Here is a 26542-nt window from a genome sequence, read left to right as displayed (position 1 = left end):
CGGAGCAGCCATTTGACATCTTTTCTCGACACCCCGGCCGCCATCCCGCCTCGGGCAACCCTGCTGCTGGCCCATGGGGCCGGTGCACCGATGGACAGCGACTACCTGGATCAACTAGCCAGGGCACTGGCGACGCGCGGCGTGCGGGTGTTGCGGTTCGAGTTTCCCTACATGGCCGGCAGGCGCGAAGGCGGCAGCAAACGCCCGCCCAATCCCATGCCGGTGCTGCAGGACAGTTTTCGCGAGCATTACCGTGCTGCGCCGCAGCCTCTTTATATAGGAGGCAAATCGATGGGCGGTAGGGTTGCCAGTCTGTTGGCCGACGAGCTGCAGCCTGATGGGCTGATCTGCTTCGGCTATCCCTTTCATCCGCCGGGCAAGCCGGAAAAAACGCGGACTGCGCATCTGGCGGAGCTGCGCACGCCGACGCTGATCCTGCAGGGCACCCGCGATCCCTTCGGCAAGACCGATGAAGTGGCGCGGTACCCGTTATCAGCTCAGGTCCAGGTCGATTGGCTGGATACCGGCGATCATGACCTCAAGCCGCTCAAGAGCAGTGGCCTGACCCAGACTGACCTGATCGATCAGGCAGCGGAGCGGGCCGCAGCCTTTATGCTGGGTTGATTCGCGGGCACCGGGCGGCGCCCCCTGGGAGGTTCGAGCACCAGCTCGTACGAAAATCAGCCGGCGACGTCAGTGTTTCCGGCTAGCTCCGCTCATCGAGCTGGTGCTCGACGCTCCCAGGAAAACAAGCCGGCACTCCCTGGGAGGTTCGAGCGCCAGCTCGTACCAAAACCAGCCGGCGACGTCAGTGTTTCCGGCTAGCTCCGCTCATCGAGCTGGTGCTCGACGCTCCCAAGAAAAACAAGCCGCCACTCCCTGGGAGGTTCGAGCGCCAGCTCGTACCAAAACCAGCCGGCGACGTCAGTGTTTCCGGCTAGCTCCGGTCATCGAGCTAGTGCTCGACGCTCCCAGGAAAAACAAGCCGGCCCTCCCTGGGAGGTTCGAGCACCAGCTCGTACCAAAACCAGCCGGCGACGTCAGCGTTTCCGGCTAGCTCCGGTCATCGAGCTGGTGCTCGACGCTCCCAGGAAAAACCAGCCGGCACTCCCTGGGAGGGTCAAGCACCAGCTCGTACCAAAATCAGCCGGCGACGTCAGTGTTTCCGGCTAGCTCCGCTCATCGAGCTGATGCTCGACGCTCCCAGGAAAACCAGCCGGCACTCCCTGGGAGGTTCGAGCACCAGCTCGTACCAAAATCAGCCGGCGACGTCAGTGTTTCCGGCTAGTCCGCTCATCGACCTGGTGCTCGACGCTCCCAGGAAAAACCAGCCGGCACTCCCTGGGAGGCTCAAGCACCAGCTCGTACCAAAACCAGCCGGCGACGTCGGTGTTTCCGGCTAACTCCGCTCATCGAGCTGGTGCTCGACGCTCCCAGGAAAAACCAGCCGGCACTCCCTGGGAGGTTCGAGCACCAGCTCGTACCAAAATCAGCCGGCGACGTCAGTGTTTCCGGCTAACCCCGCTCATCGAGCTGGTGCTCGACGCTCCCAGGGGCTAGCACGCTTCCGTTACTGCAATCCCAGGGCATCCGGCAGAATCCCGGCGGTCAGGGTGCCCCAGCGCCGCCCATTGAGCATCAGGGGGACGAACAGGACGAAGATCGGGCGTCCATCGGGCAGGATGAAGGTGCCCAGGCCTATATAGGTGCACTTGCGCAGATTCTCCAGCTCCACCGGGTTGCTGATCGTGAAGCGCATATGGGTGCTGCGCATGGCATCCTTGCGGGGATCGCCGCTCGGCGGCTGGGAGGCGGCGGTGCGGGCCGCAGCCATGTAACCGTGGTCATCGATGGCCGTCGTGTAGAGCACACCATCCTCACCGCCGCGGTCCCACTCATCCAGTAGCGGCTGGACCGACTGGCGGAAGGGCTCTGCCCAACTGACCCGGTGTTTGCCCGGCTGATCATTGATTGCCTGGTAATTGCGGTCGAACACATCCACGCCACGTTCAGTGAGTTCCTGCAGCGCGGATTCCAGCCGGCTGCGGCGCGCGAGCAATATATCGCTAACCTGTTCCAGCCGGCCTTCGCCCAGGCGGACCAGGCTCAGTGTCTGCAGCGCTGCGTTGCTTTCATCGCGCTGGTGATCCGCCAGCACAAAGCTTTGCTCCATGCTCCGGCTGATCCCCAGGCTGCTGTCCCGGATGGCACTGCTGTGCTGATGGGTCTCCTGATTGCCGACTGCGAGTTCTTCCAGGGCGCTGCTGACCATCAGCAGGTCATCATTGGTCAACTGAAAGTCCTCGACCATCTGGCCAAACTGGGCCGCCGCCGCTTGCACCGCGCCCCCGGCACTGTCCGACTGCTGCTGCATGCGCAGGGTCTGCTCCTCGGCACCGTTCATCGCGCCTAGCATTTGCCCCATGAGCTGGTCGATCTGGTCCGCGGCATTGCCGACCTGGATCGACAGGTTACGCACCTCATCAGCCACCACGGCAAAGCCACGGCCTTGCTCGCCGGCCCGCGCCGCTTCGATGGCCGCGTTCAGCGCAAGCATATTGGTTTGCGCGGAGAAATCCTGAACCGTCGTCAGAATCTTGCGGATCTGTCCGGAGCTGGCGCCCAGCGCGTCGATGTTGGCCTTGAAGCCGGTCATCGCCTCGCTGATCTGCTGCATGCGTTCACAGGCTTCGCTCAGCTGCGCCTGGGATGTCTTGGCACCATCCAGGTTGCGTGCCGTCATGCCGGTGATATTGCTGGTGCGGGCAGCGATATCTTGCAGCGCGCTGCTGGTTTGGTCGCTGGCCTGGAAGATCAGCTCGGATAGCTGCTGTTGCGCCTTGGCCTCGCGTTCCGCGTGCTCGGTCAGTACCCGGTTGCGTGCTGACGCCAGGGCGATGCTCATGCTCTGATGCTGCAGATCGAGCAGCATGCTGCGCAGCCGGGCGCTGAAGCGTGCAAATGCCTGACTGGCGGCAGAGTCATCCTGAAGGGTCGCTACGGCCAGGTTGATCTGCAATGCATTGGCCTGCTCCAGCCGCTCAGCCAGAGGGTTTGTATGTTGTGGTTGTCGCACCAACTGCCAGATGAAGCACAATGAGACAGCCATCAGACCCAGCGCAAGAGTGCGGATCAGGCCGTCCCCCAGCCACAGCAGCAGGCTGCCCAGGCCGAGAATACAGATCGCCAGTGCCACGCCGGTACCAGTAACGGCGCCAGCTGGGGAAAAACGTATAGCGGTTTGGGTGTCGTTGGGTGTGGAGATAGCCTGCATGATTCCCCCATTGCCCCTTTCCGGAGCATTGTTATGTTTCGTCCATGAGTCACCTGAGACATGGGGTCTCAAAGTGCTACTCGCCACCTTATCGGCAGAACTGTCTCAAACAAGAGTGTCAATTTGTAATCAGTTCGCCAGAGAAGGCAGCCACAGGGAAATCGAAGGGAACAGGATCAGAATGATTGTCGCCAGCAACAACAGGGCGATGAATGGCGGTGTGCCGCGGATTACATCGAAGTAGGGGCGACGGAATATCGCCATGGCGGTGAAGATATCGCAGCCGAAGGGTGGGGTGGCCGAGCCGATGGCCGCCTGCAGCGTGACAATGATGCCCACATGCACCGGGTCCAGCCCGGCCGCGGCCACCGCCGGCTTGAACAGTGGCGTCAGGATGAGGATCACCACGATGGGGTCGACAAACATGCAGCCGATGAAGAAAGACACCGCAATCAGCGACAACACCAGCACCTGGCTGTGGCCGATATCGGCAATGATCGGATTGAGGATCGCCTGGGGAATGCCGGCAAATGAGATGGTGTAGGTAAAGGCATTGCCCGCGGCCACCAGAATGAACACCACGGCGGTGATCAGGCCAGTGGACAGGGCGACATCCCACAACTCGGTGATCTTGACCGACCGCAGGATCACGACTTCCAGAATCACGGCATAGAGCACCGCGATGGCTGCCGCCTCGGTTGGGCTGAAAATACCGCCATAGATACCGCCTACCACTACCAGCGGAAAGCCCAGCGGCAAAACGGCTCTCTTCAGCGCCTGCCAACGATATCGCCAGGTCGCCTTCGGCTCGGGTTCGATGCCCATGCGGGTGGAGGCGATCCAGCAGTAGATCGAAAACAGCACCAACAATAGCAGCCCGGGCAGGATGCCCGCGATAAACAGGTCGCCAATCGAGGCGCCCGATACCACACCGTAGATGATCAGGCCGATACTGGGCGGAATCAGCAGGGCAATGTCGCTGGCATTGATGATCAGGGCCATGCTGAATTTATCCGAGTAGCCCTTTTCCAGCAGTTTGGGGCGCATTGGCCCGCCCATGGCCACGACCGTTGCCTGGGTCGAGCCGGACACCGCACCGAACAGTGTACAGCTGGCGGCCGTGGTGATTGGCAGTCCGCCGCGCAGATGGCCGACGAAGCTTTGCACCAGATCCAGCAGGCGGTTGGCGGTATGGCCGCGGGTCATGATGTCAGCGGCCAAAATGAATAGCGGCACGGCGGCCAGCGCCCAGCTCTGCACCCCGCTGATCATCTGGCCAATCAGCAGGCCGACGTTGTCCATCTGCAATACCAGAAACAGCAGCATCAGGCTGGCGGCCAGCAGCGGCAGCATCATCGGAAAGCCCATCAGCAGCAGGATCACGGTCACAATCAGGGTGAGCGTCAGCATCAGTTGGTCCCAGTCTCGACCGCACCCTCGGTCGGCACGTCGTCGTAGCGTTCCAGCTCGGTGAAGGAGCGGTAGATGTGCCGGGAGGTGATATTGCGCGTGGCCGTCAGCCAATATTGGATGCCGGCCAGGGCAAAGCCGATCGGCGCCATCAGATAGGGAATCCACAGAGCAATGCCCAGCGCTGAGGACGTACGGCCCACGGCACGGATACTGCTGACATAACCCCAGGCATGCCACGCGAAGAACATCATCATTGCGCCCGAGACCAGGCAGATGAATACCAGCAATGCCTTGCGTGGTCGGCCGCGCAACTGATCATAAAAGGCTGACATGGCGATGTGGCGTGCCCGGCGCACGGCATAACCCAGGCCGGCGAAGGTCATGATGACCAGGCTGAACTGGGTCAGCTCGACCTGGCCGGGAATGCCACTGTCAAACAGCTGCCGCGCCAGCACATGAAGTACCAGAAGAGCAGTCAGAAACAGTACGCTGCCGCCGAGAATCAGTTTTTCCACCCCTTCGGTGAGGCGGTCGATGGTGCTCAGTGCTCGGACAACAGGGCTTGCCGTCGAGTCTGCGGGCTTGGGCATACACTCCTTCCTGGTTCGGCTGCTGCTAAGTTTATCATTCTTGTACGAAGGATAATCGCCGCCGCTGCGCTTGTTTTTCAAAAATACAGGATCTTTTTTTCAATTGCACGGCCCAAACATGGACATCTGCGAAGCCTGTGATAGTGTTTCCTGTGGTTACAAGAACAATAGATGAGGAATGTTCCATGAAATGGAGAAATGGATGGATAGGCGCTGCGGCCTTGATTCTGACGGCCTGTGGCGGAGACGATGAGCAGCAGAAAGCGCAGACTGCCAAGGATGAACAACCGGCAACCGGCCAGGTCGAAGTCTGGCGTTTCGGGTTGGAAGAAATCGAAGGCAGTGTGCAATATGAATACGCCAATCGCTTCGCAGAAATAGTCAGTGAAAAGACTGACGGGCAAGTGGAAGTCCGCTTGTTTCCCTACGGCCAGCTTGGCGGTCTCACCGATATTTATGATCAGGTGCAGGCTGGTTCAGTTCAACTGGCGTTCGGTTCAGGCTTTCTCGGCGGCACGGTGCCTGAATCTCAGCTGTTCAGTCTGAACTTCATTCTTACCGACGATGAGCTGCGCAACACCCAGATCCTCAATGACGAAGCGTTTCGCAAAAACGATGATCTGATCGACTCCTTCCGGGAACGCAGTCTGCATCCCCTGGCGATCGTGCCCGAGGGCTGGCAGGTCTGGACTGCCAACAAGGCGGTACGCACTCCCGAGGACTTCGCCGGGCTGGCCATCCGCACCATGGATAACCGGCTGTTGCGCGAGACCTACAGCGCCTATGGTGCCAACCCCACCACCATGGAATACGGCGAGCTCTACAGCGGCCTGCAACTGGGACAGCTGGACGGCAACATCCAGCCGGTGTTCGCCCACCAGGAAATGGACTTTTACCAGGTGCAGGATTACATGATCTTTGCCAACCAGGCCCAGTTCATCGCTACCGTCATGGCCAATGCCGACTGGTACGACAACCTGTCCGACGAGCATGAGCAGGTCATCGAAGATGCCGTTGTCGAGCTGGTGCCTTACATTCACGAGGTCCAGACCCGGCTGAACACCGAGCGGCTGAACATCATCACCGAGAACAGCGACATCGAAGTCATCCGTCTCACTCCTGAGGAGCGGGCGGTGTTCCGTGAGCGCAGCCTGCCGGTACGTGATGTGTTCGTGGACATGGTCGGTGACCGGGGCGAGAACCTGCTCAATGCATTGCTTGAACTGGTCGAGGAGGGCGCCCCCGAGTCGGCGGACGAGCCGGTACCGACCACCGAGACCAATGACAGCATCGCACCGGGCGAGTCGCCAACGCAGCCCGAGCTGGACCATGCCGACAACGCCAGTGATGATGCTGCGGAGTCGGTAACTCCCTGACCGCTCTGCGGCGTGGTCAATCGGCGCTCCAGGCAGTAGCATGTGGGGTATTGTTTCCCCATAGGATATACGCCATGACGCAGATTGACCGCTCCGCTGTAGAACAGGCCCTGGCCAGCTACCAGGACCCTTACCTCAAGACCGACCTGCTGAGCTCGGGTTGTCTGCGGTCGCTGCAGATCAATGGCAACCGGGTGACTGCCGAGCTGGTGCTGGGCTATGCGGCGAACAACATCGTCAATGGCATCGGCGAGATGCTGAAGGTGGCGGTCGAGAATGTGGCGGGTGTGGATTCGGCGGCCATCACGGTGCGCTGGGAAGTGCCCGCCGCTCCTGCGCAGGGCAGCATTCCGGCCCTGGCCAACGTCAAGAACATCATCGCTGTTGCCTCAGGCAAGGGCGGCGTCGGCAAATCCACCACCGCCGTTAACCTGGCGCTGGCACTGGCCGGTGAAGGAGCGCGGGTCGGTGTACTGGATGCCGATATCTATGGCCCCAGCATGGGCATGATGCTGGGCGTGCCCTCCGGTACCCGCCCTCAGGTACGCGACGAGAAATTCTTTGTTCCACCCCATGCCCACGGCTTGCAGGTCATGACCATGGCCTTTCTCGCCGATGACAATACCCCTCTGGCCTGGCGCGGGCCGATGGTCTCCGGCGCCCTGATGCAACTGCTGACCCAGAGTGTCTGGGATGACCTGGACTATCTGGTGATCGACATGCCGCCGGGTACCGGCGACATCCAGCTGACCCTGGCGCAGAAAGTGCCCGTTACCGGCGCGGTTATCGTCACTACTCCCCAGGACATCGCCCTGCTGGATGCGCGCAGGGGCATCGAGATGTTTGGCAAGGTCAATATTCCAGTACTGGGTGTGGTGGAGAACATGGCCGTGCACATCTGCTCCAACTGCGGCCATGCCGAGCACCTGTTCGGGGAGGGTGGCGGCGAGCGGCTGTCGGACGAATACGGCGTTGACCTGTTGGCATCCATGCCGTTGTCGATGATGATCCGCGAGCAGGCCGATGGCGGCAAACCCACGGTCATCGCCGAGCCGGAATGCCAGATCAGCATGATCTACCAGGACATGGCCCGTCATGTCGGCGCCCGCATCGCCGCCCGCGCCGGCCAGAGCGCCATGCCGGATATCAGCATCAGCGAGGACTGATCCACCGCCCATGGCGCCGGGCGCTACACCCGAAAGGCGGACGATGTTGCCCGAGGCTTTAGTGTCCGCCCAATACCCGGTAATATGCAGGCCCTCTTTTCAACGCTTGGATCAGGACAAACCCATGAGCATCAAATCGGACCGTTGGATACGCCGCATGTCCCAGGAACATGGGATGATCGAGCCCTTTGTCGAGCGTCAGATACGTGGCGAGGAGGGCGAGCGGGTGATCTCCTACGGCGTGTCCAGCTACGGCTACGATGTACGCTGCGCCGATGAATTCAAGGTGTTCACCAACATCCACTCGGCCACCGTCGACCCGAAGCATTTCGACGAGAAGAGCTTCGTCGACGTCAAGAGTGACGTTTGCATCATTCCGCCGAACTCCTTCGCGCTGGCCCGCACCGTGGAATATTTCCGCATCCCGCGTAACGTACTGACCATCTGCCTGGGCAAGAGTACCTACGCCCGTTGCGGCATCATCGTCAACGTCACCCCGCTGGAGCCGGAATGGGAAGGTCACGTCACCCTGGAGTTCTCCAACACCACCACACTGCCGGCGAAGATCTACGCCAATGAAGGCGTGGCGCAGATGCTGTTCTTCGAGTCCGACGAAGCCTGTGAAGTGTCCTACAAGGATCGGGGTGGCAAGTACCAGGGCCAGCGCGGCGTTACCCTGCCGCGGGCCTGAGTTACCTCTTTGCTGGAGGCCGGGCACCAGCCCGGCCTTCGCTGCTTTATGAAGTGCCCGGAGCGCGGGCCTGTCAGAACGACCGCGACGCCGAGAAGGTGACATTGGCATCGCAGTAAGTCGCCTTGCCATACCACTCCTCGCAGGTCCCATCTTTCAGGCTGGTGTCCGAATACATCAACGCCAGGTCCAGACCAATCACCGTCTTGCCCACCGACACCGCCCAATCCTGGTAGCTCTCACCGCTCTCCACCTCGCTCAGACTGTCCTTGCTATCGGTATAGCCATAATGCAGCCCAAGTGTGGTCTCCCACGGCAGGGCGAATTCATACCCGACGAAACCGTAGATGGCCGAGCTCGGGTGGTAGGCATACTTGGCGCCCAGCGTCAGGTCGTGAAACCCCAGGGTGCTGATGATCTCATACGATGTGTCCACATCATCGCCGCCGGGATATTCATAGGCGATCCAGGTCAGGTCATAGCTCAGCGCCTCGGTCAGCTCGCCGGCAAAGCCGGCGTAGTAATCCCATTCGACGCTGGCCCCGCCAAACGCCTCGTCATCCACATTCGATGCCCAGGTGCCGATAAACAGGCCACTTTCATGACTGATATCCAATCCACCCTGAATCGCGCCCTTGCCGGCGGTCTGTGACTGGCCGCGCCAGATATAGTCGGTCGCCAGCATGACATTCATGCTGGTATCGATCTGGCCGACGGCAGTATCGAAGGATTCGCCATGGCTCAGGTTGGAGAGACCCAGCGTGCTGATGGTGGCTATGCAGATGGTGAGCTTTTTCATTTAATGTATTACTCCGTGTCGATGATCCGCAAAAGGGATCGGTTGGCACTTTCTACATAGCAATTTTCTCGCCATATCTATTTTTACGTTTTTATTCAATAGGTTATCAGGAAAACATAATCCAGATTGTGGGTCGGGATGAGTACGCCCGCACCGCGCCGGTGCGCTTGATAAGCCAAGCGGCCTTTTTGCCCATCCTTGACGCAGATCAAATGCGCGACAAGGGTTTACGAACTATGCTCAAGGCAGAGCAGAACACGAGAAAGGAGTAGATTATGCAGAACGTACTGGTTCCATTCGACGGATCCGATTCCGCCAAGCGCGCCGTGAATTATCTGGTCGAGGCCGCCAAGGCCTATCCGGATATCCTGGTGCATGTGCTGAACGTCCAGCGGGAAGCCAATCTGTACGGCAATTACGTCCCTGCGTCGATGTTGGAAGACCTCCGTCAGGGAGCGCTGAAACATGCGGCCTCAATCAATGCCGAAGCGGTGCAGATGCTGCAGGCCGCCTCCGTGCGTTATGAAACTCACGAGACGATAGGTGATGTGGTTTCCGAAGTTGTCGCGGCGGTAAAGCGGCATAACTGCGACACGGTGGTCATGGGCACCCGCGGCATGGGCAGCCTGGGCAATCTGGTCATGGGGTCGGTCGCCACGCGGGTGGTGCATGATGTGAACGTGCCGGTCCTGCTGGTGAAATAACTGAACCCTTGTCGCTTCGCCCAGTCGGATATTATGTACTCAGCTGACAGAGGTTCAAATAATGACCGCAGCAAAAGACAAGATGAAAGGCAAAGTGAACGAAGTCGTGGGCAAGGGCAAGCAGGCCAGTGGCAAGCCGAGCACACGCGCCGAAGGTCGCATGCAGGAGCGCAAGGGTGAAGCCCAGCAGGTGAAAGGGCGCGCCAAGAGCGCATTGAAGGACCAGATCGACAAGACCTGATCCACTCCCCCTCAGACAAAGGTCGGCATTTCGCCGGCCTTTTCTATTGCCGATGATACAATCTGCGTCTCCTTCCGGATGTAACCCAAGGGTAGTGGGAATGCACGCAGAGAAAGAACGTATTGTCATTGTCGAAGACGACATCAAGCTGGCAGCGCTGATCGGCGAATTTCTGCAGTCGCAGGGCTTGCAGGTCGAGTTGATCGAAGATGGCGCAGAGGCGGTCGAGCGTATTCTGGCCAACCCCCCGGCATTGGTGGTACTGGATCTGATGTTGCCGGGCGAAGATGGTCTGTCGATCTGCCGTCGCCTGCGAGAGGGCGGTTTCGCCCGCCCGATTCTGATGCTGACCGCGCGCAACGATGATCAGGATCATATCCAGGGTCTGGAGCAGGGCGCGGATGACTTCGTCAGCAAACCCGTGCGGCCCCAGGTGCTGCTCGCGCGTATCCGTGTGCTGCTGCGGCGGACCGAAGCCGGCGCCCCGGCGGCCCCCTCGACGCGGCTCGCCTTCGGTGCCCTGGTGATCGACAACATTCGTCGTGAAGCCTGGCTGAACAATGAGTTGATCGATCTGACCGGCGCCGAATTCGATCTGCTTTGGTTGTTGGCCAGCAACGCCGGGCGCACTCTCAGTCGTGAAGAGACCTTCGTCGCCCTGCGCGGTATAGAGTATGACGGCCAGGACCGCTCCATCGACGTACGCATCTCGCGCATCCGGCCCAAAATCGGTGACGATCCTGATATGCCGCGACTGATCAAGACCGTACGCAGCAAGGGCTATCTGTTCGTTGCCCCTGAGCCGGATCTGCCGTGAACTCAATCTTCCTGCGCATCTACGGGGGGATGCTGTTGGTGTTGATCACGGTATCGCTGGTCAGTCTGCTGAGCATTCAGCTGATCAACGGGGTGCGGGCCGGAGACTACCGTGAGCGTATCGCCAGCGGCACCTTTCGGATGATGGCGGACAATCTCCAGCCGATGGACACGTCCGAGCGCCAGCGCGTACTGAGTCTGTGGGAACGGCTAATGGGTGTGCCATTGCATATCGAGAACATCGAATCTTTGCGGCTGGACTCATCCAGTCGGACGAAACTGATTCGTGGCCGGGTCCTGGTGGAGCCCGCCGAGCCGGATGAGATACGGGTGCTGGCGCTGGTGGATATGGCCGATGAAGCCGTGTTGATGGCGGATATCCAGCGCATTTCCGAGCAGTTGGGCAGGGCAACGCTTTTTCTCATCGCCGACGAACTGGTACGCCGGCCGGAGGCAGACATGCCGGCCCGGCTGCAGGAGCTGCGCAGGGAGAAGGGCTTCGGTTACCCGTTGCAGCTTACCCGTCGACACGAGTCGGATCTGGATCCGGACCAGATCCGCCGCCTGGATGAAAGCGATACCGTGATGACCCTCGGGCCGGACGGCGATTCGGTGATGCTCTATCTGAAAATTCCCGACACTCAGTGGATCCTGCACCTGGGGCCGCTGTACCAGATGCGCCCCTATCCACCAGAGCTGCTGATCATCATGGGGTTACTGGCACTGACCCTGATCGGCCTGCTGATCTATCTGCTGGTACGCCAGCTGGAACAGCGGCTGATGACGCTGGAGTCCACCGCGGTGCGGATCAGTGGCGGCAATCTCGACGCGCGGGTCGATATTCACAGCCAGGATTCGGTGGGGCGATTGGCCCGTGCCTTCAATGAAATGGCCGGCCATGTGCAGCGGTTGATGCGCATTCAGCGAGAAACCATCGGGGCGGTATCCCACGAGCTGCGCACGCCCGTGGCCCGTCTGCGCTTTGGTCTGGAAATGCTCGACGCCGCTGAAACCGCTGTAGACCGCAAGCGCTTCAGCGAAGGGATGGATGGGGACCTCAACGAACTGGACCGGCTGGTGGATGAGATCCTTACCTATGCGCGGCTGGAGCAAGGCGCGCCGGCCATCACCATGAAAGGCACCAATATTCCACGGATGGTCGAGCATGTCATCGCCGAGCTGGCGCCATTGGATGCCAGCATCGAGCTGGAGCATGTAGACAACACCTGGGGGCTGGGCCGGCATGTGGATGCCGAGCCGCGCTACATTCAGCGGGCGATTACCAATCTCACCGGCAACGCCATGCGTCATGCAGTCCGCAAGGTCAGGCTCACTACCCAGGTGCAGCATGGCATGTGTCGGATATCCATCGAGGACGACGGCCCGGGTATTCCCGAGGCCTACCGGGAGAAAGTCTTCACACCGTTCATGCGCATGGACCTGAGTCGCACACGTTCATCGGGGGGCTATGGGCTCGGCTTGTCGATTGTGCGCCGCGTCATGTTCTGGCATGGCGGCAGGGCACGAGCTGAAGCGTCGCAGACCCTTGGTGGAGCCTGCTTCGTCATCGAATGGCCGTTACGGCGCCGCTAGCGGCAGGCCCTACCGGGTATGGCCGTTGGCCAATAGGCGGAACGCCTGGGCGGCGCGTACCGGATCAGGCGTGCGACCGCAGATCAGGTCACAGTAGATGGCGCCTTCACCAATGCGAATGATGTAGTAGGCCAGGCTGTCCGCATCCATTTCCGGATTGATCCGGCCGGCTTTGATTTCCTCTTCGAACAGCGCCTGCCATTCATCGATCAGCCGCTTCTGCAGACCGGAAAGGTTGGACGTCAATAGCTGCAAGCCCCATTGCGGCTCGGCAGCCAGGAAATCATGCATCGGCTTGGCATTGATCAGTGCAATATTGACGTCGTTGTAGATCTGACCCAGATAATCGATGCCTTTTTGCGGATGATCGACTTTGGCTTTCTCAATCGCCTGATCATAGATGCCCTTGTACAGCGACCACAGGATTTCGCCCATCAGCAGGTCCTTGTTGCCGACCCAGCGCATGAGGGTGGCGCGGCCAACGCCCAGTTCCTCGGCCAGCAGCGACAGGTTCAGCCGGCGGCCTTCGAGCCACCAGCGGCGCGCCATGCGAAAGGCTGTCAATGGCGTAGCACGTTCATCGGACTTGCGTTGGGACAAAGCCAGGGACAGAGGTGTAGCGGGGGTGCTCATAAATATGCCTTGATATTGTACTTGCGATAATAATGGCTGGATGATACCAAGGAAAAAAGTGTCCCGTCCATGGTAAAAACATCGAGGACTGGACAGTCACAGCCAAAATTAACCTGCGAGACAAATAGGCGACTAGCGAAGCAGCGGAACGGTTTGTGGCCAGCGGACATAAAAAAGGCCAGTCGCCCGCAAGCGACTGGCCTGATGCACCGCTCAAGTCAGATCAGTTGATGCCCTTGCGCTGCACATCCCAGCGAGCATCGCGGCACAGCCCGCAGTTGCTGCCATAGAAAGTACCTTCGGCGCTCTCGTCATCCATCAGGTGGTAACGCATCCAGGCGGTGGACGGGCCGCGATAATCGCCGCCATTGCCAACCGGCTCGAAATGGCTCGCCGAGCGTCGCTCACCCCAGAACACCGGCACGTTGGCCCGGTTGAATACCGGCCGCGCGTTGAGTGTCGGCGAAGCGATGGTATCGCCACCACCGGTCATCAGGAACATCGGGCCGTTCTGATTGCTCTGGGAAGAGCTGCGATGGCCCAGGCCGATGGTGTATGGCTGGAAGGGGGCGGTCACTGTCACGCGGCTATCCTGGCCTGCCATGATGCTGCCGCCACCCCCCTGGGAATGGCCGGCAGTGGCGACGCGATTGACATTCAGCTTGCCGGCGAAGGTGCCGGTGCTGCGGCCATTCTGTTCCACCAGATAATTCAGGCAGGCGATCATCTGTTCGCCGGAGCCGGCATTGGAAGTACGTGCCGCCGCGACTACAAAGCCATGACTGGCCCAATGTTGCAGCAGCGAGCCGTAGGTACTGGGCGAGCTGCCGGTACCGTTACCCCACAGGATAATTGGATGCTGCAGACCATTCTCGCCCAGCGTACGCGGGCGGTAGACGGCGCAGGTGGTATTGACGTTGCTGTTGGTAACCGAAAAAGGACCGCTGGCCGCGAAGTCGGACACGCCGGGGAAGCCGGAGCCCGTACCTGGATCTGGGTCGGGATTGCCAGGGTTGATCGCCATGGCGCCGGCAGAGAGCAACATGCCCATAGCCAGACCGGTTAACTTGAATGCAGGTGCTTTCATGATGGGAGTCTCTTGTTGGTTTCTTATAGGGATAGCTGGACAGATATTGCTATCAGTCCGAGACAAACCCTAGACTCCGTTCATGAGGGCGACACTCGCCTATACGGGTGAAAAGTGATACAAGTTGACGTTGTTCTCGTTTTGGCAGTCAAGTCTCACAAGGATATCAAAACGCCATGGCGAGACGGTCTTGAATACGATTGTGGCATTGAGTGAGGTCTCGGGTTGTCGCACATCAGCGCGACGACAGCGGAGTTAGAGCCGGGCGGCTTACCCCACCGTCTTGGCTGTCACCCCCTCCAGCGTCGCAAAGGAAATGTCCTTCGCTGTCAGCAGGAAATCCTGCAGGTACGACATATCCAGCATGTCTTCGCGTACCGCCGCATACAGCGTACCGAACAATCCATCGGGCCCTAATGGGCGAGCGCTGACGTAGCCGCGTTGCAGATATTCCGTAATCGCCCAGCTCGGCAGGCAGCACACGCCACGGCCCGAGGCCACTAACTGCATCATCATGATTGTCAGTTCTGCATTGCGCACATCCGCCGGTTCGACGCCGGCAGGTTCCAGAAACTGGGTGAAGATATCCAGCCGGTTACGTTCCACCGGGTAGCAGATCAGCGTCTCGCCAGCCAGGTCCTGGGGTTCTATGTGATTGCGCTCGGTCAGCCGGTGTTGATTGCCGATGGCCAACATCGCCTCATAGGTGAACAGCGGCACATAACTGAGCCCCGGGATATCCTGCGGATCGGACGTCACCACCAGGTCCAGCTCCCCGCGGGCCAGTGCTGGCAGCGGCGCGAAGAAGAATCCGGAGGCGAAATCCACTTCCACCTCCGGCCAGGCATTGCGGAACTGATCAATGGTCGGCATCAGCCATTGGAAGCAGCTGTGGCACTCGATCGCCATGTGCAACCGGCCCGCCTGGCCGCCGGACAGCCGCTGCAGGTCCCGTTCCGCCTGCCGTACCTGAGGCAATACATTGTCGCCCAGACGCAGCAGGCGCAGGCCGGCAGTGGTGAAGCGGATTGGCTTGGTCTTGCGCACGAACAGGCTGGTACCCAGGCGCTGCTCCAGATCCTTCAGTTGATGGGACAGCGCCGACTGCGTCAGGTGTAGCCGTTCCGAAGCTTCGACCAGACTTCCGGCTTCGCGGAGTGTCAGCAGCGTACGCAAATGACGCAGTTCGAGCATGAGTCCATCCTTCATCATGAGTGAAATCGAAGTTTAGCATTAACATGATGAGTTTGATTCATTATTTGTTAGTAGTGACCATAGGTGCCATTCAACGAGACAGGCTTGGATATGGAAATGGCGCTGGCTCACAACCTTCTGCGTGAAGCCGCCGTTGATCATTGGCGACATCCACTCTCCACGGGTGCCGCAGGTGGCAGAGATGCTGCGCCTGCTGCACAAGGCTGCGAAGCTTTTCCATCAGCCGGCGCCTCCTGTCTGCTGACAGGCTTTTCGCGGGCCTGCTCGCTCCCTCTGGTACCGGCTCGTAGCTGACCATTGACCTGTATTGCCGCTGGCACCACACCCCCCGGCGGCGTTACAGTAGCGCCCGTTCTCACCTTTGGGGTTTGTCATGCAGGAATTGTTGTTGCACTGTCGTCCGGGTTTTGAAAGCGAAGTCGCCGCCGAAATGCAGGAGCTATCGGCGCAGAAGGGCATCGCTGGCTATCCCATCACCCGCGACGGCGCTGCCGTGGTGCGTTTTGTCTGCCCCGAAGACGGTGATGCCGGCCGGTTGATGCGCAAGCTCGATTTCCGCCAGCTGATCTTCGTTCGCCAATGGGCGGTAGGCACCTGGCTCGACGTTCCGGCTGACGACCGCATCTCGCCGATCATCAGCGCCTGCGCCAAAGGCCCCATCGCATCCAGCATGTGGCTGGAAACCGCCGACACCAACGACGGCAAGGCGCTTGCCGCATTGACCAAAAAGCTCGGTCGCCCCCTGGAAACAGCGCTGACCAAGACCCGTTTCGTGCGCCCGGCAAAAACCGATGCGCCGCGACTGCATGTATTCTTTGAAAGCGGCGAGCGGCTCTTCGTCGGCTGGTCCTGGGCCGGCAATGCCGCACCCTGGCCGATGGGCATCCCACGGCTCAAGGTGCCGCGCGACGCACCCAGTCGCTCGACGCTGAAGCTTGAAGAAGCCTGGCACCACTTCATCCCTCGGGATGAATGGGATAAGCGCCTGGCGCCAGGCATGACCGCCGTCGACCTGGGCGCCGCACCTGGCGGCTGGACCTGGCAACTGGTCAATCGCCACATGAAGGTCACCGCCGTGGATAACGGCCCCATGGCAAAAAGCCTGATGGACAGCGGCCAGGTCGAACATGTGGAAGCCGACGGTTACATGTTCAAGCCGAAAAAGCCGGTGCAATGGCTGGTCTGCGACATCGTCGACAAACCCGCCCGCAGCAGCGCCATGCTCTCCCGCTGGCTGACCCGTGGCTGGTGCCGTGAAGCTATCGTCAACTTCAAGCTGCCGATGAAGCAACGCTACCGGGAAGTCATGCAATGCCTGGAGCACGTGCAGGATGCGCTGGACGAAGCCAACATCCGCGCCCATATCGCCTGCAAGCAGCTGTATACCGACCGGGAAGAAGTGACCTGCCACGTGCGGATACTGCATGCGGCGAGCTACAAGGTGGAGCAGTAAGCTACTGGTTTTCGGGGTGTAACACCCCGAAAAACTCTCCCGCCGCAAACTATAGCGGCTCCAGCAAAGTGATCTTTTCCTCCTCCACCAATATCGGGGCGAAGGCCGTCAGGCATTCCCGGCGCTCCGGTGATTGCTCCCAGCGTTCCCACGAACGGATATTTTGCCAGGTCACTATCACGAAGCGGTGATTGGGATGTTGCAGGTCGGTGAATGATTCCCCGAACAGGTATCCCGGCGACTGAATGGCCTGCTGCAGAATGCCGCGGGCCGCAGCTTCGTAAGGCTCTTCGAGCCCTTCGGCAATGATGCGTTCGATCAACACCTTGATCATGGTCACTCCTTCTTGATGATGGATACCGTCAGTGTTGACCGGGACGTCGCGACTGGCAAGTGGCCGGTGTTTTGCGGATAATCCAGCATTACGTTTCAGAGCTGTGTATTGCCATGTCAACCGAACCTACCCAACTCGACACCCGCGGGCTCATGTGCCCGGAGCCGGTCATGCTGCTGCACAATGCGGTGCGTGATATAGCTGCCGGTGAATGCCTGGAAGTCCTCGCCACCGACCCCTCGACACAACGGGATATTCCGCGATTCTGCAGTTTTCTGGGGCATGAGCTGATGGAGCAGGGAGAGCGGGGCGGGGAGTTCTGGTATCTGATCCGCAAGGGCGCGTAACCAGGTTCACGTGTAGGAGCGGCTTGCCCGCTCCTGCAAAAAAGGTTCGTGCAATGAATGGCTCTGGAGAAGGTGGAGGTTGCGCAACCTCCTGCCTCACTCCACCAAATGACTCCGATCCTGCGGAAACCGCCGCTTGCGTCGCCCGCCAATAACCGCCAGCCGCAGCGATAGAAATAGCGCCGCTGCACTCAGCCCGATGATCAACCCCTGCCAGAATCCTGCCGGCCCCCGTGCCGGGCCGTAGAGATCGGTCAGGCCAAGGATATAACCGCTGGGCAGGCCGATCAGCCAGTAGGCGACCAGCGTCAACAACATGGGAATACGGGTGTCCTGATAACCGCGCAGCGCCCCGGCGCAGGCGACCTGCACCGAATCGGAAAACTGATACAGCGCCGCATAGAACAGCAGAGCGGTAGACAGCGCCAGCACCTCGGGGTCGTTGGTATACAGGCGAGGCAGCAGGTCATCCAGCAGGTAGAAGCTTGACGCTGCCAGGAAGGCAAACAGCAGCGCCACGGCGATCCCCACCTTGGCCGCGAACAGACCCGCCCGGGCGCCATCCATGCCCAGGCTGTGGCCCACCCGTACGGTGATGGCCAACCCCAGGCTGAAGGGCACCATGAACACGATCGAGCTGAGATTGAGCGCCACCTGGTGACTGGCCACAACTACCGCGCCCAGGCTGCCGATCAGCAGGGCGATCAGGGCAAACATGCTGGTTTCGGAAAACAGCGATATGCCGATTGGCAGACCCAGCCCCAGCAGATGTCGCTGAACCGTCCAGCGTGGCCACTCGAAGCGCTCGAACAGCCGGCAGGCGTCATAGATTTTCGACCGCTTCAGATAGATCAACATGCAGCCGAGCATGAACCACATCACCAACGTGGTGGCGACGCCACAACCGACGCCGCCCATGGCGGGAAAGCCCAGCTTGCCGTAAACCAGCACATAATTGGCTGGCACGTTGAGCGCCAGCCCGAGAAAGCCGATCACCATGGTCGGCTTGGTGCGTGACAGGCCGTCGCTCAAGCCGCGTAGCGCCTGGTACATGCCTATCGCGGGAAAGCCCAGAGCCACTGCCCTGATGTAATCTACTGATTTGGGAATCAACTCTTCCTGTACACCGGCCCAGTACAGCAACGACTCAACCGAAAACAGCGCCACAGCGCAAAGCACCCCGAGACACAGCCCAAGCCAGACCGCCTGACGCACCAGCGGGCCGGTTTCCTCGGGGCGGCCGGCCCCATTGCTGGCAGCCACCTTCGAGGTGATGATCATCAGCACACCGGTCAGAAACAGCAGCGTCGGCACCCAGAAGGAATTCCCCAGGGCGACGGCCGCCAGGTCGACCGCGCTCACCCGGCCGGCCATGGCCGTATCGACGAAGCCCAGCAGGGTGTGCGACATCTGCGCCGCGATGATAGGCAGCGCGAGCCAGATCAGCGCACGCAATTCTGTTACACTGCGGCGCCCGCGGGAAGGGAGGTTTTGGGTCATCTGATCATCAGCCTGATGCAGCGGCATCGGAGAAAAAAGCAGACCATCCTATCAATTTGCCGAATATTGTCCATCATTCAATGAATTACGATTGTCAGGATCTGATCCGCCTGTTCGCAGACTGTTTCGCCGTTGATTTCAATACTCGGCTGGTCGGTGGCGCGTCCGAACCGGTGTACCTGCCGGCCGATGCCGACGAGCCCATGCACCGGATCATCTTCACCCGGGATTATTACCGCAGCGCCTTGCACGAGATCGCCCACTGGTGCGTCGCGGGTGCGGCTCGTCGTCAGCAGGTGGACTTCGGCTATTGGTACGCTCCCGATGGCCGCAGCGCGGATCAGCAGAGCGCCTTCGAGCAGGTTGAAGTCAAGCCCCAGGCACTGGAGTGGTTGTTCTGTGCGGCGGCCGGGCATGGGTTCCGGGTCAGTCTGGACAACCTCAGCGGCGACGCAACCGATCCGACCCCCTTCAAGAGGCGCGTGGTCGAGCACGTCCATTCTTACCTGAACGATGGTATTCCTGAGCGCCCGGCACGGTTCATCGATGCGCTGCTGATGCATTACCGCCCCCAGGCGACGCTGCAACTCAGCGATTTCAATCTCGACTGCCTGTAAGCGGCCCCGCTGGACAGGGCCCGTAACCACTCCGACAATGAAGTCATTGCTCATCACGGACCCGCATCATGCACATAGTCGCTGACGAAAATATTCCCCTGCTCGATGAATTTCTCGCTGGCTTCGGCCGCCTGACCCGCTTGCCGGGGCGCCTGATCGATCACACCTCGGTGAAGGACGCCGATGTATTGCTGGTGCGCTCGGTGACCAAGGTCAGCGCCGCCATGCTGGTTGGCACCCCGGTGCGCTTTGTCGGCACCTGCACCATCGGCACCGACCATCTCGACCTGCCGGGCCTGGCTGCAGCCGGTGTCGAGGTTGCCAGCGCCCCCGGCTGCAATGCGCGGGGCGTCGTCGAGTATGTGCTGAGCTGTCTGCTGACATTATCCGAGCGCAGCGCCAGTGCCTGGCAAGACAAGACGGTTGGGATTGTCGGCGTGGGTGAGGTGGGCTCGCGTCTGGCCTGCACGCTGCAGGCGCTCGGCATCAAGACCCTGCTCTGCGATCCGCCGCGGGCCGAGCAGGGCGCCGACGGCATGATTACGCTGGATGAGTTGATCAGCCGCTGCGATGTCATCAGCTGTCACGTTCCCCTGACCAGCGATGGCCCCCACGCTACCCATCACCTGCTCAACGAGCAACGTTTGGCGGCCCTGCGCCCTGGCGCCTGGTTGATCAACAGTAGCCGCGGGCCGGTGATCGACAATATCGCCCTGAACACAGTACTGGAGCAGCGCCCGGATCTATTGGTCGCGCTGGATGTGTGGGAAACCGAACCCCTGGTCGACCCGCAACTGGCTGCCCGCTGCGCCCTGGCGACGCCGCACATCGCCGGCTACAGCCTCGATGGCAAGCTGCGCGGCACTGCGCAGATCTACCAGGCGTTGTGCCGCTTTCTTGATATCCCTGCGACGCTGGCGCTGGAGCAACTGGCGCCGCGTACCGGCGCGGGAGCCTGGATCATGGAGCCGGGCAGCCCGGCTGACTGGCTGCTGAGCAAAGCCCTGCGGCAGGTATACGACGTACGGGACGATGACGCCCGCCTGCGCGCCATGGTCGCGGCTGCCGAATCAGAACAGGCCAGTCGGGAAGGGTTCGATCGATTGCGCAAGGACTACCCCTTGCGCCGGGAATGCAACCTGCTGCGGATCAGCACCGCCACGTCCGAACCTCAAGTAGCCCGGCGCCTGCTGGCCGCGGGGTTTGTGTCGGATGATGAGAGCTGAAGAGTCTGCCGGATTGGCCTCTTCCCGGAATCATGTCGGTGGATGGGCTGCTGGATTCCTGGGAACGTCGAGCACCCGCTCGATGAGCGGACTAGCCGGCTTCCATAGTGCGATGTTTGGTTTGGCCGGGATGTCTGCCTGCACTGCCATTGGTCGAGCTGGTGCTCGACCCTCCCAGGGAACACCGGATTGCTTCTCCTGGGAACGTCGGGCACCAGCTCGATGAGCGGACTAGCCGGCTTTCATAGTGTGATGTTTGGTTTGGCCGGGATGTCTGCCTGCACCTCTGTTGGTCGAGCTGGTGCTCGACCCTCCCAGGGAACACCGGCTTGCTTCTCCTGGGAACGTCGAGCACCAGCTCGATGAGCGGAGTCAACAGACAGTCATGGAAGGTTGACCACGGAACACCGCAATCAACCTTCCATGGCGCGATGTTTGTTTTGGTGGGGGATGTATTGCCTGCGTCGCTGCTGGTCGAGCTGGTGCTCGACCGTCCCAGGTGTTAGCGATTGGCCGCGCGCGGCGCAACCCACTGCTGGTCAAGCTCTTCACAGGCCTGCTGGATCATGCGTTCGGTAATGGCAATCTCCCGGCCATGTTCATCCACCAGAAAGCCCCGTGCCTGCAGAGACGGGCGGGGCAGAAATTCGGTGAGAGAACGCTGTTTCTGCTGTACCTGTAGACTCATGATCTTCTCCAAACCAGTTCTAATCGGGTAATGCCGGCAACTCTGCGATGCCTGACATAACGAAGGATAGACCAAGGTTGTGACCACGGGATGACAGAATATTTCCTGGGGGAAGGAGCAAAAGTGGGGTGAGAAGCTTGCGAAAGGGGGGAGTTGGGAGCCCGCCGGTGTAGCGCAAGTGCGCTACACCCCGAAAAACAACCCCTTGCACAGGTGTGTCGAGCGCTGGTTTCGGGGCTCGACGACAAGGGTTCGGGAGACTGTAAGCCTTCGGTGTAGCGCCCGATTGCGGGCCCGGGCGCTACACTCGACAAGCGAGCCCGATACTTATCTGCGGTTAGCGATAATTCCCGGCGCGCAGCGCGGCGATACGCTGTTCCAGCGGCGGGTGGGTCATCAGCAGGCCGGCGAGGCCATTCTTGAGGTTGCCGTTGATGCCGAAGGCGGTCATTTCGCCGGGCATCTCCACCGGAATACCCTGTTCAGCGCGCAGGCGCTCCAGAGCGGCGATCATGTTGCCACTGCCGGTCAGCTGCGCTGCGGCTGCATCCGCACGGAATTCACGCTGGCGCGAGAACCACATCACGATGATGCTGGCCAGAATACCCAGCACCAGCTCAGCCACGATGGTCGAGATGAAATAACCGATCCCCGGACCTGAACCCTCGTTGCGGAACACCGCCCGGTCAACGAAGTTGCCGATGATGCGCGCAAAGAACATCACGAAGGTGTTTACCACGCCCTGGATCAGGGTCAGGGTCACCATGTCGCCGTTGGCCACGTGACCGATCTCGTGCGCCATGACCGCACGAATCTCGTTGGGGCTGAAGCGCTGTAGCATTCCCTCGGATACCGCGACCAGCGAAGCGTTCTTGTTCCAACCGGTGGCAAAGGCGTTGGACGCCCGCGACGGGAAGATACCCACCTCCGGCATGCCGATATTGGCGTCGCGCGCCAGCTCGGCAACGGTATCCACCAGCCACTGTTCCTGGCGGGTCTGCGGTTGGGTGATGACCCGGGTGCCGGTACCGCGCTTGGCCATCCATTTGGACAGGAACAGGGAGATAAAGGAACCGGCAAAACCGAATACCGCACAGAAAATCAACAGCGATGTCAGGTTCATCCCGCCCTGACCGTCATGCACGCTACCGACACCCAGCAAGCTCAAGGTGACGCTGGCAACCATCAGAATGGCAAGGTTGGTTGCCAGGAAAAGCACAATACGCATCATTTAAGTGAAACTCCTAAGGCTAATAGCTAGGCGTATATTTGGGGTTGGCCGGTTGGGATTCAATCGGCAGTCTGTATCAAAGCGTGTCGGGGTAGGGCGTTGAGCGTGAGCGAGTGGGTCGGCTGATAGAAAAGCTTCGCATCAAGGCCGCTACCACAAGAAACGAGTCCGAGCTCTTGGGCAGCGCTTCATGGCGAGCAAGCCGGCACTGTCCTGTAGGAGCGGGCTTGCCCGCGAATGGACCTGGCAGAAAAGCTTCGCGGCCAAGAGCCGCTCCTATGGAAAAGCGGCTTCCACTACCTGGCTCCCGTTACTGCCGATACCCGTGCAGGAAGTTGGCGATCCGGCCAATCGCCATTTCCAGATCATCCTTGCGGGGCAGGGAGACGATGCGGAAGTGATCCGGCCAGGGCCAGTTGAAGGCGGTGCCCTGAACAACGAGGATCTTCTCCTGCAGCAGTAGATCCAGCACCATCTTCTCGTCGTTGTGGATCGGATATACCTTCGGATCCAGCTTCGGGAACAGGTAGAGCGCGCCCTTGGGCTTGGTGCAGCTCACCCCGGGGATATCATTGAGCAGTTCCCAGGCGGTATCACGCTGCTCCAGCAGGCGGCCACCAGGCAGGATCAGGTCATTGATGCTCTGATAGCCACCCAGCGCCGTCTGAATGGCGTGCTGCGATGGGACGTTGGCACACAGACGCATGGACGACAGAATCTCCAGGCCTTCGATATAGCTTGCAGCCTTCTGCTTCGGCCCGCTGATGATCATCCAGCCGGAACGGAAACCCGCCACCCGGTAGGACTTGGACAGACCATTGAACGTCAGGCACAGCAGATCCGGAGCGATAGCGGCGAAGGAATCGTGCTCGGCACCGTCGTACAGGATCTTGTCGTAGATCTCGTCCGCAAGAACCAGCAACTTGTGTTCGCGGGCCACCTCGGCCAGTTGCTCCAGCACTTCGCGCGGGTATACCGAGCCGGTAGGGTTGTTCGGGTTGATCAGCACCATCGCCTTGGTGTTGGGGGTGATCTTGCTGCGGATATCTTCGATATCCGGGTACCACTCCGATTGCTCATCGCACAGATAATGCACCGGCTTGCCGCCCGACAGGCTGACAGCGGCGGTCCACAGCGGATAATCCGGCGCTGGAATCAGCACCTCATCGCCATTGTTCAACAGCGCCTGCATGGCCATCACGATCAGCTCGGACACCCCGTTGCCCAGGTAGATATCCTCGATGCCGACACCTTGGATGTTCTTCGTCTGGCAGTAATGCATCACCGCCTTACGTGCCGAGAACAGCCCCTTCGAGTCGCTGTAGCCCTGTGCCGTGGGCAGGTTGAGAATCACGTCCTGGAGGATTTCCTCGGGCGCTTCGAAACCGAAGGGCGCCGGGTTGCCGATGTTCAGCTTGAGAATCCGGTGACCTTCCTCTTCGAGGCGTTTGGCATGGCGCAGGACGGGCCCGCGAATGTCGTAGCAGACATTGGCCAATTTGTTGGACTTGCTAACCTGCATGATACTTACCTGTAAATCATCGGGTGGTGAGGGGCTTTGATCGCAAAAGCAAAGCGAGCATCATACGACTGCGGTTCCGGCGAAGAAAGCCCGAACACACAATCTTGCGGAGGAAATATGGACAAAGTAATCAAGTCGGATGACGCCTGGCGCGACCAACTGGACGACGCCCAGTATCAGGTATGCCGACTCAAGGGTACCGAACGGCCATTTTCCGGCGAGTATCACCTCAAGGGCGAGCTTGGGCAGTACCACTGCGTGTGCTGCGATGCGCCGCTGTTCGATACCGACACCCAGTTCGATGCCGGCTGTGGCTGGCCCAGCTACTACGCGCCGGTGAACGACGATGCCATCACCACCTCCGAGGACTACAGTCATGGTATGCACCGCACCGAAGTGCTCTGTGCCCGCTGCGACGCCCACCTCGGCCACGTCTTCCCCGACGGCCCACCCCCGACCGGGCTGCGGTATTGCATCAACTCGGTGTGTTTGCGACTGGAGCCGAGATAGAGTGGTGCTCTGATTTGGTCGGCGGTGTTTACCCGCACCGCCATTGGTCGAGCTGGTGCTCGACCCTCCCAGGGAGCACCGGCTTGTTTTTCCTGGGAACGTCGAGCACCAGCTCGATGAGCGGACTAGCCGGCTTTCATAGGCGATGTTTGGTCAGGCTGGGATGTCTGCCTGCGCCGCCATTGGTCGAGCTGGTGCTCGACCCTCCCAGGGAACACCGGCTTGCTTCTCTTGGGAACGTCGAGCACCAGCTCGATGAGCGGACTAGCCGGCTTCCGTATGTGATGCTTGGTTTGGCCGGGATGTCTGCCTGCACCTCTGTTGGTCGAGCTGGTGCTCGACCCTCCCAGGGGCACCGGCTTGCTTTTCCTGGGAACGTCGAGCACCAGCTCGATGAAGGAGTCATCATCAGCCCAACGAAGCTGATCATCTGGCTCGACCTTCCATAACGATTGCTCAACCAGTTGACCCACCAACGATTTTCCTCTTCCATAGCAAACACATTGCCGCACCCATTCACCTGCCAGGAAACCACCATGTCCGATATCTCCACCGCCGACTTCATGCAGCGGGTCGTCGCCTTTCTTGATCGCTATGAGCAGAGCCTGCCTCCTGTGCCGCCGGTCATCGACTGGAGCCAGACGCCAGCGGCGCGGTGGGTGGGGCAGGGCGACGGGGGGTGGCTCAAGCCGTTGGAGGTTACCGCGGGGCATGGGTTGGGTGATCTGGTGGGCGTTGATCGGCAGAAAGCCTTGCTTGAGGCTAACACCGAACAATTCGTCAAAGGTCTGCCTGCCAATAACGCCTTGCTGTGGGGCGCTCGCGGTACGGGCAAGTCCTCACTGGTGCGAGCGCTGCTGGCAGCCTGGGCGGATCAGGGGCTGCGGCTGATCGAGATCGACAAGGGCGACCTGGTTCACCTGCCAGCGCTCGTGGCCCAGATCGCCGACCAGCCTTGGCGCTTCCTGCTGTTCTGCGATGACCTGGCTTTCGAGGCGGATGACAGTGCCTACAAGACCTTGAAAACCGTGCTGGACGGCTCCGTTGAGGCGACGCCGGACAACCTGCTGCTCTACGCCACTTCCAACCGCCGGCATCTGCTGCCCGAACAGCGCAGCGACAACCTTGGTGCCAGCATGGTCGATGGCGAACTGCACCCTGGCGAGGCGATTGAGGAGAAGATCGCACTATCGGACCGCTTCGGGGTATGGGTGTCGTTCTATCCGTTCAGCCAGGAGCATTATCTCGAAGTGGTACGGCACTGGCTGACGGCGATGGCGGCGGAGCACGGGTTGGAGTGGGAGTGGGGCGAACAGCTGCAGAAAGAAGCCATCCGCTGGGCCCAGGCACGGGGTAACCGCAACGGTCGGTGTGCGTGGCAATTTGCGCGGTCGTGGGTAGGGCGGGAACTGCTGAAGAAGTAGTGCCGGAGCGTGGTTGTCGGTTGTCGAACCCCGGTCCACGCTCGGGCTCGACGACGGGGTTTGAGGTAGCGGCGAGGCCGCAGGCGTAGCGC

General features: G+C 60.4%; 26 protein-coding genes. 14 read left to right on the top strand and 12 right to left on the bottom strand.

What is annotated here, in order from left to right; genetic code table 11:
- Nucleotides 1-12 precede the first annotated feature (12 nt).
- Nucleotides 13-624, top strand: coding sequence for an alpha/beta fold hydrolase (locus tag DHB74_RS00670; protein ID WP_499160577.1), 612 nt, complete (start codon nt 13-15; stop codon nt 622-624).
- A gap of 946 nt (nt 625-1570) precedes the next feature.
- Here DHB74_RS00670 and DHB74_RS00665 read toward each other — a convergent pair.
- From DHB74_RS00665 to DHB74_RS00655, 3 genes are all read right to left on the bottom strand, one after another.
- On the bottom strand, nt 1571-2677 hold the full coding sequence (locus tag DHB74_RS00665; RefSeq protein ID WP_499161014.1) for a methyl-accepting chemotaxis protein: 1107 nt from the start codon (nt 2675-2677) through the stop codon (nt 1571-1573).
- Between the two features lie 726 nt (nt 2678-3403).
- A complete protein-coding gene (locus DHB74_RS00660) occupies nt 3404-4684 on the bottom strand; it encodes a TRAP transporter large permease (RefSeq protein WP_499160576.1) in 1281 nt (426 codons plus the stop codon).
- Entirely contained in the window at nt 4684-5277 is a 594-nt protein-coding gene (locus DHB74_RS00655) for a TRAP transporter small permease (RefSeq protein ID WP_499160575.1), read from the bottom strand. The genes DHB74_RS00660 and DHB74_RS00655 overlap by 1 nt, the downstream gene beginning before the upstream one ends.
- Before the next feature lie 185 nt (nt 5278-5462).
- Between DHB74_RS00655 and dctP the strand changes: the two genes are divergently transcribed.
- From dctP to dcd, 3 genes are all read left to right on the top strand, one after another.
- On the top strand, nt 5463-6653 hold the full coding sequence (gene dctP / locus DHB74_RS00650) for a TRAP transporter substrate-binding protein DctP (RefSeq protein WP_280164290.1): 1191 nt from the start codon (nt 5463-5465) through the stop codon (nt 6651-6653).
- A 74-nt stretch (nt 6654-6727) separates the two neighbouring features.
- Nucleotides 6728-7819 (top strand): iron-sulfur cluster carrier protein ApbC, encoded by a 1092-nt coding sequence (gene apbC / locus DHB74_RS00645; RefSeq protein ID WP_036993468.1) that lies wholly within the window; start codon nt 6728-6730, stop codon nt 7817-7819.
- Between the two features lie 124 nt (nt 7820-7943).
- Nucleotides 7944-8510, top strand: a complete 567-nt coding sequence (gene dcd, locus DHB74_RS00640) for a dCTP deaminase (protein WP_036993466.1) — start codon at nt 7944-7946, stop codon at nt 8508-8510.
- A 73-nt stretch (nt 8511-8583) separates the two neighbouring features.
- Here the strand turns inward: dcd and DHB74_RS00635 are convergent, their stop codons facing one another.
- Entirely contained in the window at nt 8584-9309 is a 726-nt protein-coding gene (locus DHB74_RS00635) for a TorF family putative porin (RefSeq protein ID WP_036993465.1), read from the bottom strand.
- A 275-nt stretch (nt 9310-9584) separates the two neighbouring features.
- Here DHB74_RS00635 and DHB74_RS00630 point away from each other — a divergent pair, with 275 nt between their 5' ends.
- From DHB74_RS00630 to DHB74_RS00615, 4 genes are all read left to right on the top strand, one after another.
- Nucleotides 9585-10013: a universal stress protein gene (locus DHB74_RS00630; protein ID WP_499160574.1), complete on the top strand. Its 429-nt coding sequence runs from the start codon at nt 9585-9587 to the stop codon at nt 10011-10013.
- A 61-nt stretch (nt 10014-10074) separates the two neighbouring features.
- Entirely contained in the window at nt 10075-10254 is a 180-nt protein-coding gene (locus DHB74_RS00625) for a CsbD family protein (RefSeq protein WP_036993462.1), read from the top strand.
- 100 nt (nt 10255-10354) lie between these two features.
- Nucleotides 10355-11071 (top strand): response regulator, encoded by a 717-nt coding sequence (locus DHB74_RS00620; protein WP_499160573.1) that lies wholly within the window; start codon nt 10355-10357, stop codon nt 11069-11071.
- Nucleotides 11068-12663 (top strand): ATP-binding protein, encoded by a 1596-nt coding sequence (locus DHB74_RS00615; protein WP_280164286.1) that lies wholly within the window; start codon nt 11068-11070, stop codon nt 12661-12663. Before DHB74_RS00620 ends, DHB74_RS00615 begins: the two co-directional genes overlap by 4 nt.
- 9 nt (nt 12664-12672) lie before the next feature.
- On the opposite strand, the gene DHB74_RS00610 is transcribed toward DHB74_RS00615, so the two are convergent.
- The 3 genes from DHB74_RS00610 to DHB74_RS00600 all read right to left on the bottom strand — a co-directional run bounded on the left by DHB74_RS00610 (nt 12673) and on the right by DHB74_RS00600 (nt 15577).
- Nucleotides 12673-13296 carry a QsdR family transcriptional regulator gene (locus DHB74_RS00610; RefSeq protein WP_136869724.1) on the bottom strand — a complete coding sequence of 208 codons (624 nt, stop codon included), beginning with the start codon at nt 13294-13296 and terminating at the stop codon, nt 12673-12675.
- A 223-nt stretch (nt 13297-13519) separates the two neighbouring features.
- Nucleotides 13520-14383, bottom strand: a complete 864-nt coding sequence (locus tag DHB74_RS00605; protein ID WP_036993457.1) for a poly(ethylene terephthalate) hydrolase family protein — start codon at nt 14381-14383, stop codon at nt 13520-13522.
- Nucleotides 14384-14653: 270 nt separating this feature from the next.
- The gene (locus DHB74_RS00600) at nt 14654-15577 is read right to left on the bottom strand and encodes a LysR family transcriptional regulator (protein ID WP_499160572.1); all 924 of its coding nucleotides are present in this window, start codon (nt 15575-15577) and stop codon (nt 14654-14656) included.
- 394 nt (nt 15578-15971) lie between these two features.
- Here DHB74_RS00600 and rlmM point away from each other — a divergent pair, with 394 nt between their 5' ends.
- The gene (rlmM, locus tag DHB74_RS00595) at nt 15972-17051 is read left to right on the top strand and encodes a 23S rRNA (cytidine(2498)-2'-O)-methyltransferase RlmM (RefSeq protein ID WP_074778283.1); all 1080 of its coding nucleotides are present in this window, start codon (nt 15972-15974) and stop codon (nt 17049-17051) included.
- Between the two features lie 49 nt (nt 17052-17100).
- On the opposite strand, the gene DHB74_RS00590 is transcribed toward rlmM, so the two are convergent.
- The gene (locus tag DHB74_RS00590; protein WP_074778285.1) at nt 17101-17385 is read right to left on the bottom strand and encodes an antibiotic biosynthesis monooxygenase family protein; all 285 of its coding nucleotides are present in this window, start codon (nt 17383-17385) and stop codon (nt 17101-17103) included.
- A 113-nt stretch (nt 17386-17498) separates the two neighbouring features.
- On the opposite strand from DHB74_RS00590, the gene tusA reads away from it, so the two are divergent.
- On the top strand, nt 17499-17732 hold the full coding sequence (tusA, locus tag DHB74_RS00585) for a sulfurtransferase TusA (RefSeq protein ID WP_036993451.1): 234 nt from the start codon (nt 17499-17501) through the stop codon (nt 17730-17732).
- A gap of 96 nt (nt 17733-17828) precedes the next feature.
- On the opposite strand, the gene DHB74_RS00580 is transcribed toward tusA, so the two are convergent.
- The gene (locus tag DHB74_RS00580) at nt 17829-19232 is read right to left on the bottom strand and encodes an MATE family efflux transporter (RefSeq protein ID WP_499160571.1); all 1404 of its coding nucleotides are present in this window, start codon (nt 19230-19232) and stop codon (nt 17829-17831) included.
- Between the two features lie 80 nt (nt 19233-19312).
- On the opposite strand from DHB74_RS00580, the gene DHB74_RS00575 reads away from it, so the two are divergent.
- Together DHB74_RS00575 and pdxB are read left to right on the top strand one after the other, a co-directional pair.
- Nucleotides 19313-19849: an elongation factor P hydroxylase gene (locus DHB74_RS00575; RefSeq protein ID WP_499160570.1), complete on the top strand. Its 537-nt coding sequence runs from the start codon at nt 19313-19315 to the stop codon at nt 19847-19849.
- Between the two features lie 68 nt (nt 19850-19917).
- Nucleotides 19918-21075 (top strand): 4-phosphoerythronate dehydrogenase PdxB, encoded by a 1158-nt coding sequence (pdxB, locus tag DHB74_RS00570; protein ID WP_499160569.1) that lies wholly within the window; start codon nt 19918-19920, stop codon nt 21073-21075.
- Nucleotides 21076-21577: 502 nt separating this feature from the next.
- Here the strand turns inward: pdxB and DHB74_RS00565 are convergent.
- From DHB74_RS00565 to DHB74_RS00555, 3 genes are all read right to left on the bottom strand, one after another.
- Nucleotides 21578-21763, bottom strand: coding sequence for a PA1571 family protein (locus DHB74_RS00565; RefSeq protein ID WP_036993447.1), 186 nt, complete (start codon nt 21761-21763; stop codon nt 21578-21580).
- A 337-nt stretch (nt 21764-22100) separates the two neighbouring features.
- The gene (htpX, locus tag DHB74_RS00560; protein WP_036993446.1) at nt 22101-22994 is read right to left on the bottom strand and encodes a protease HtpX; all 894 of its coding nucleotides are present in this window, start codon (nt 22992-22994) and stop codon (nt 22101-22103) included.
- A 310-nt stretch (nt 22995-23304) separates the two neighbouring features.
- Complete coding sequence (locus DHB74_RS00555; protein WP_036993444.1) at nt 23305-24516, bottom strand: pyridoxal phosphate-dependent aminotransferase; 1212 nt, start codon at nt 24514-24516, stop codon at nt 23305-23307.
- A gap of 117 nt (nt 24517-24633) precedes the next feature.
- On the opposite strand from DHB74_RS00555, the gene msrB reads away from it, so the two are divergent.
- Nucleotides 24634-25026, top strand: a complete 393-nt coding sequence (msrB, locus tag DHB74_RS00550) for a peptide-methionine (R)-S-oxide reductase MsrB (RefSeq protein ID WP_499160568.1) — start codon at nt 24634-24636, stop codon at nt 25024-25026.
- Nucleotides 25027-25562: 536 nt separating this feature from the next.
- A complete protein-coding gene (locus DHB74_RS00545; RefSeq protein WP_499160567.1) occupies nt 25563-26450 on the top strand; it encodes an ATP-binding protein in 888 nt (295 codons plus the stop codon).
- Nucleotides 26451-26542: the final 92 nt, after the last annotated feature.

This window comes from Pseudomonas sp. G11-1, assembly GCF_024031555.1.
In the GTDB taxonomy this organism is placed as follows: domain Bacteria; phylum Pseudomonadota; class Gammaproteobacteria; order Pseudomonadales; family Pseudomonadaceae; genus Halopseudomonas; species Halopseudomonas bauzanensis.
The sequence above is the reverse complement of the archived record's forward strand: the minus strand, read 5'-3'. Positions and strand labels throughout refer to the sequence as shown.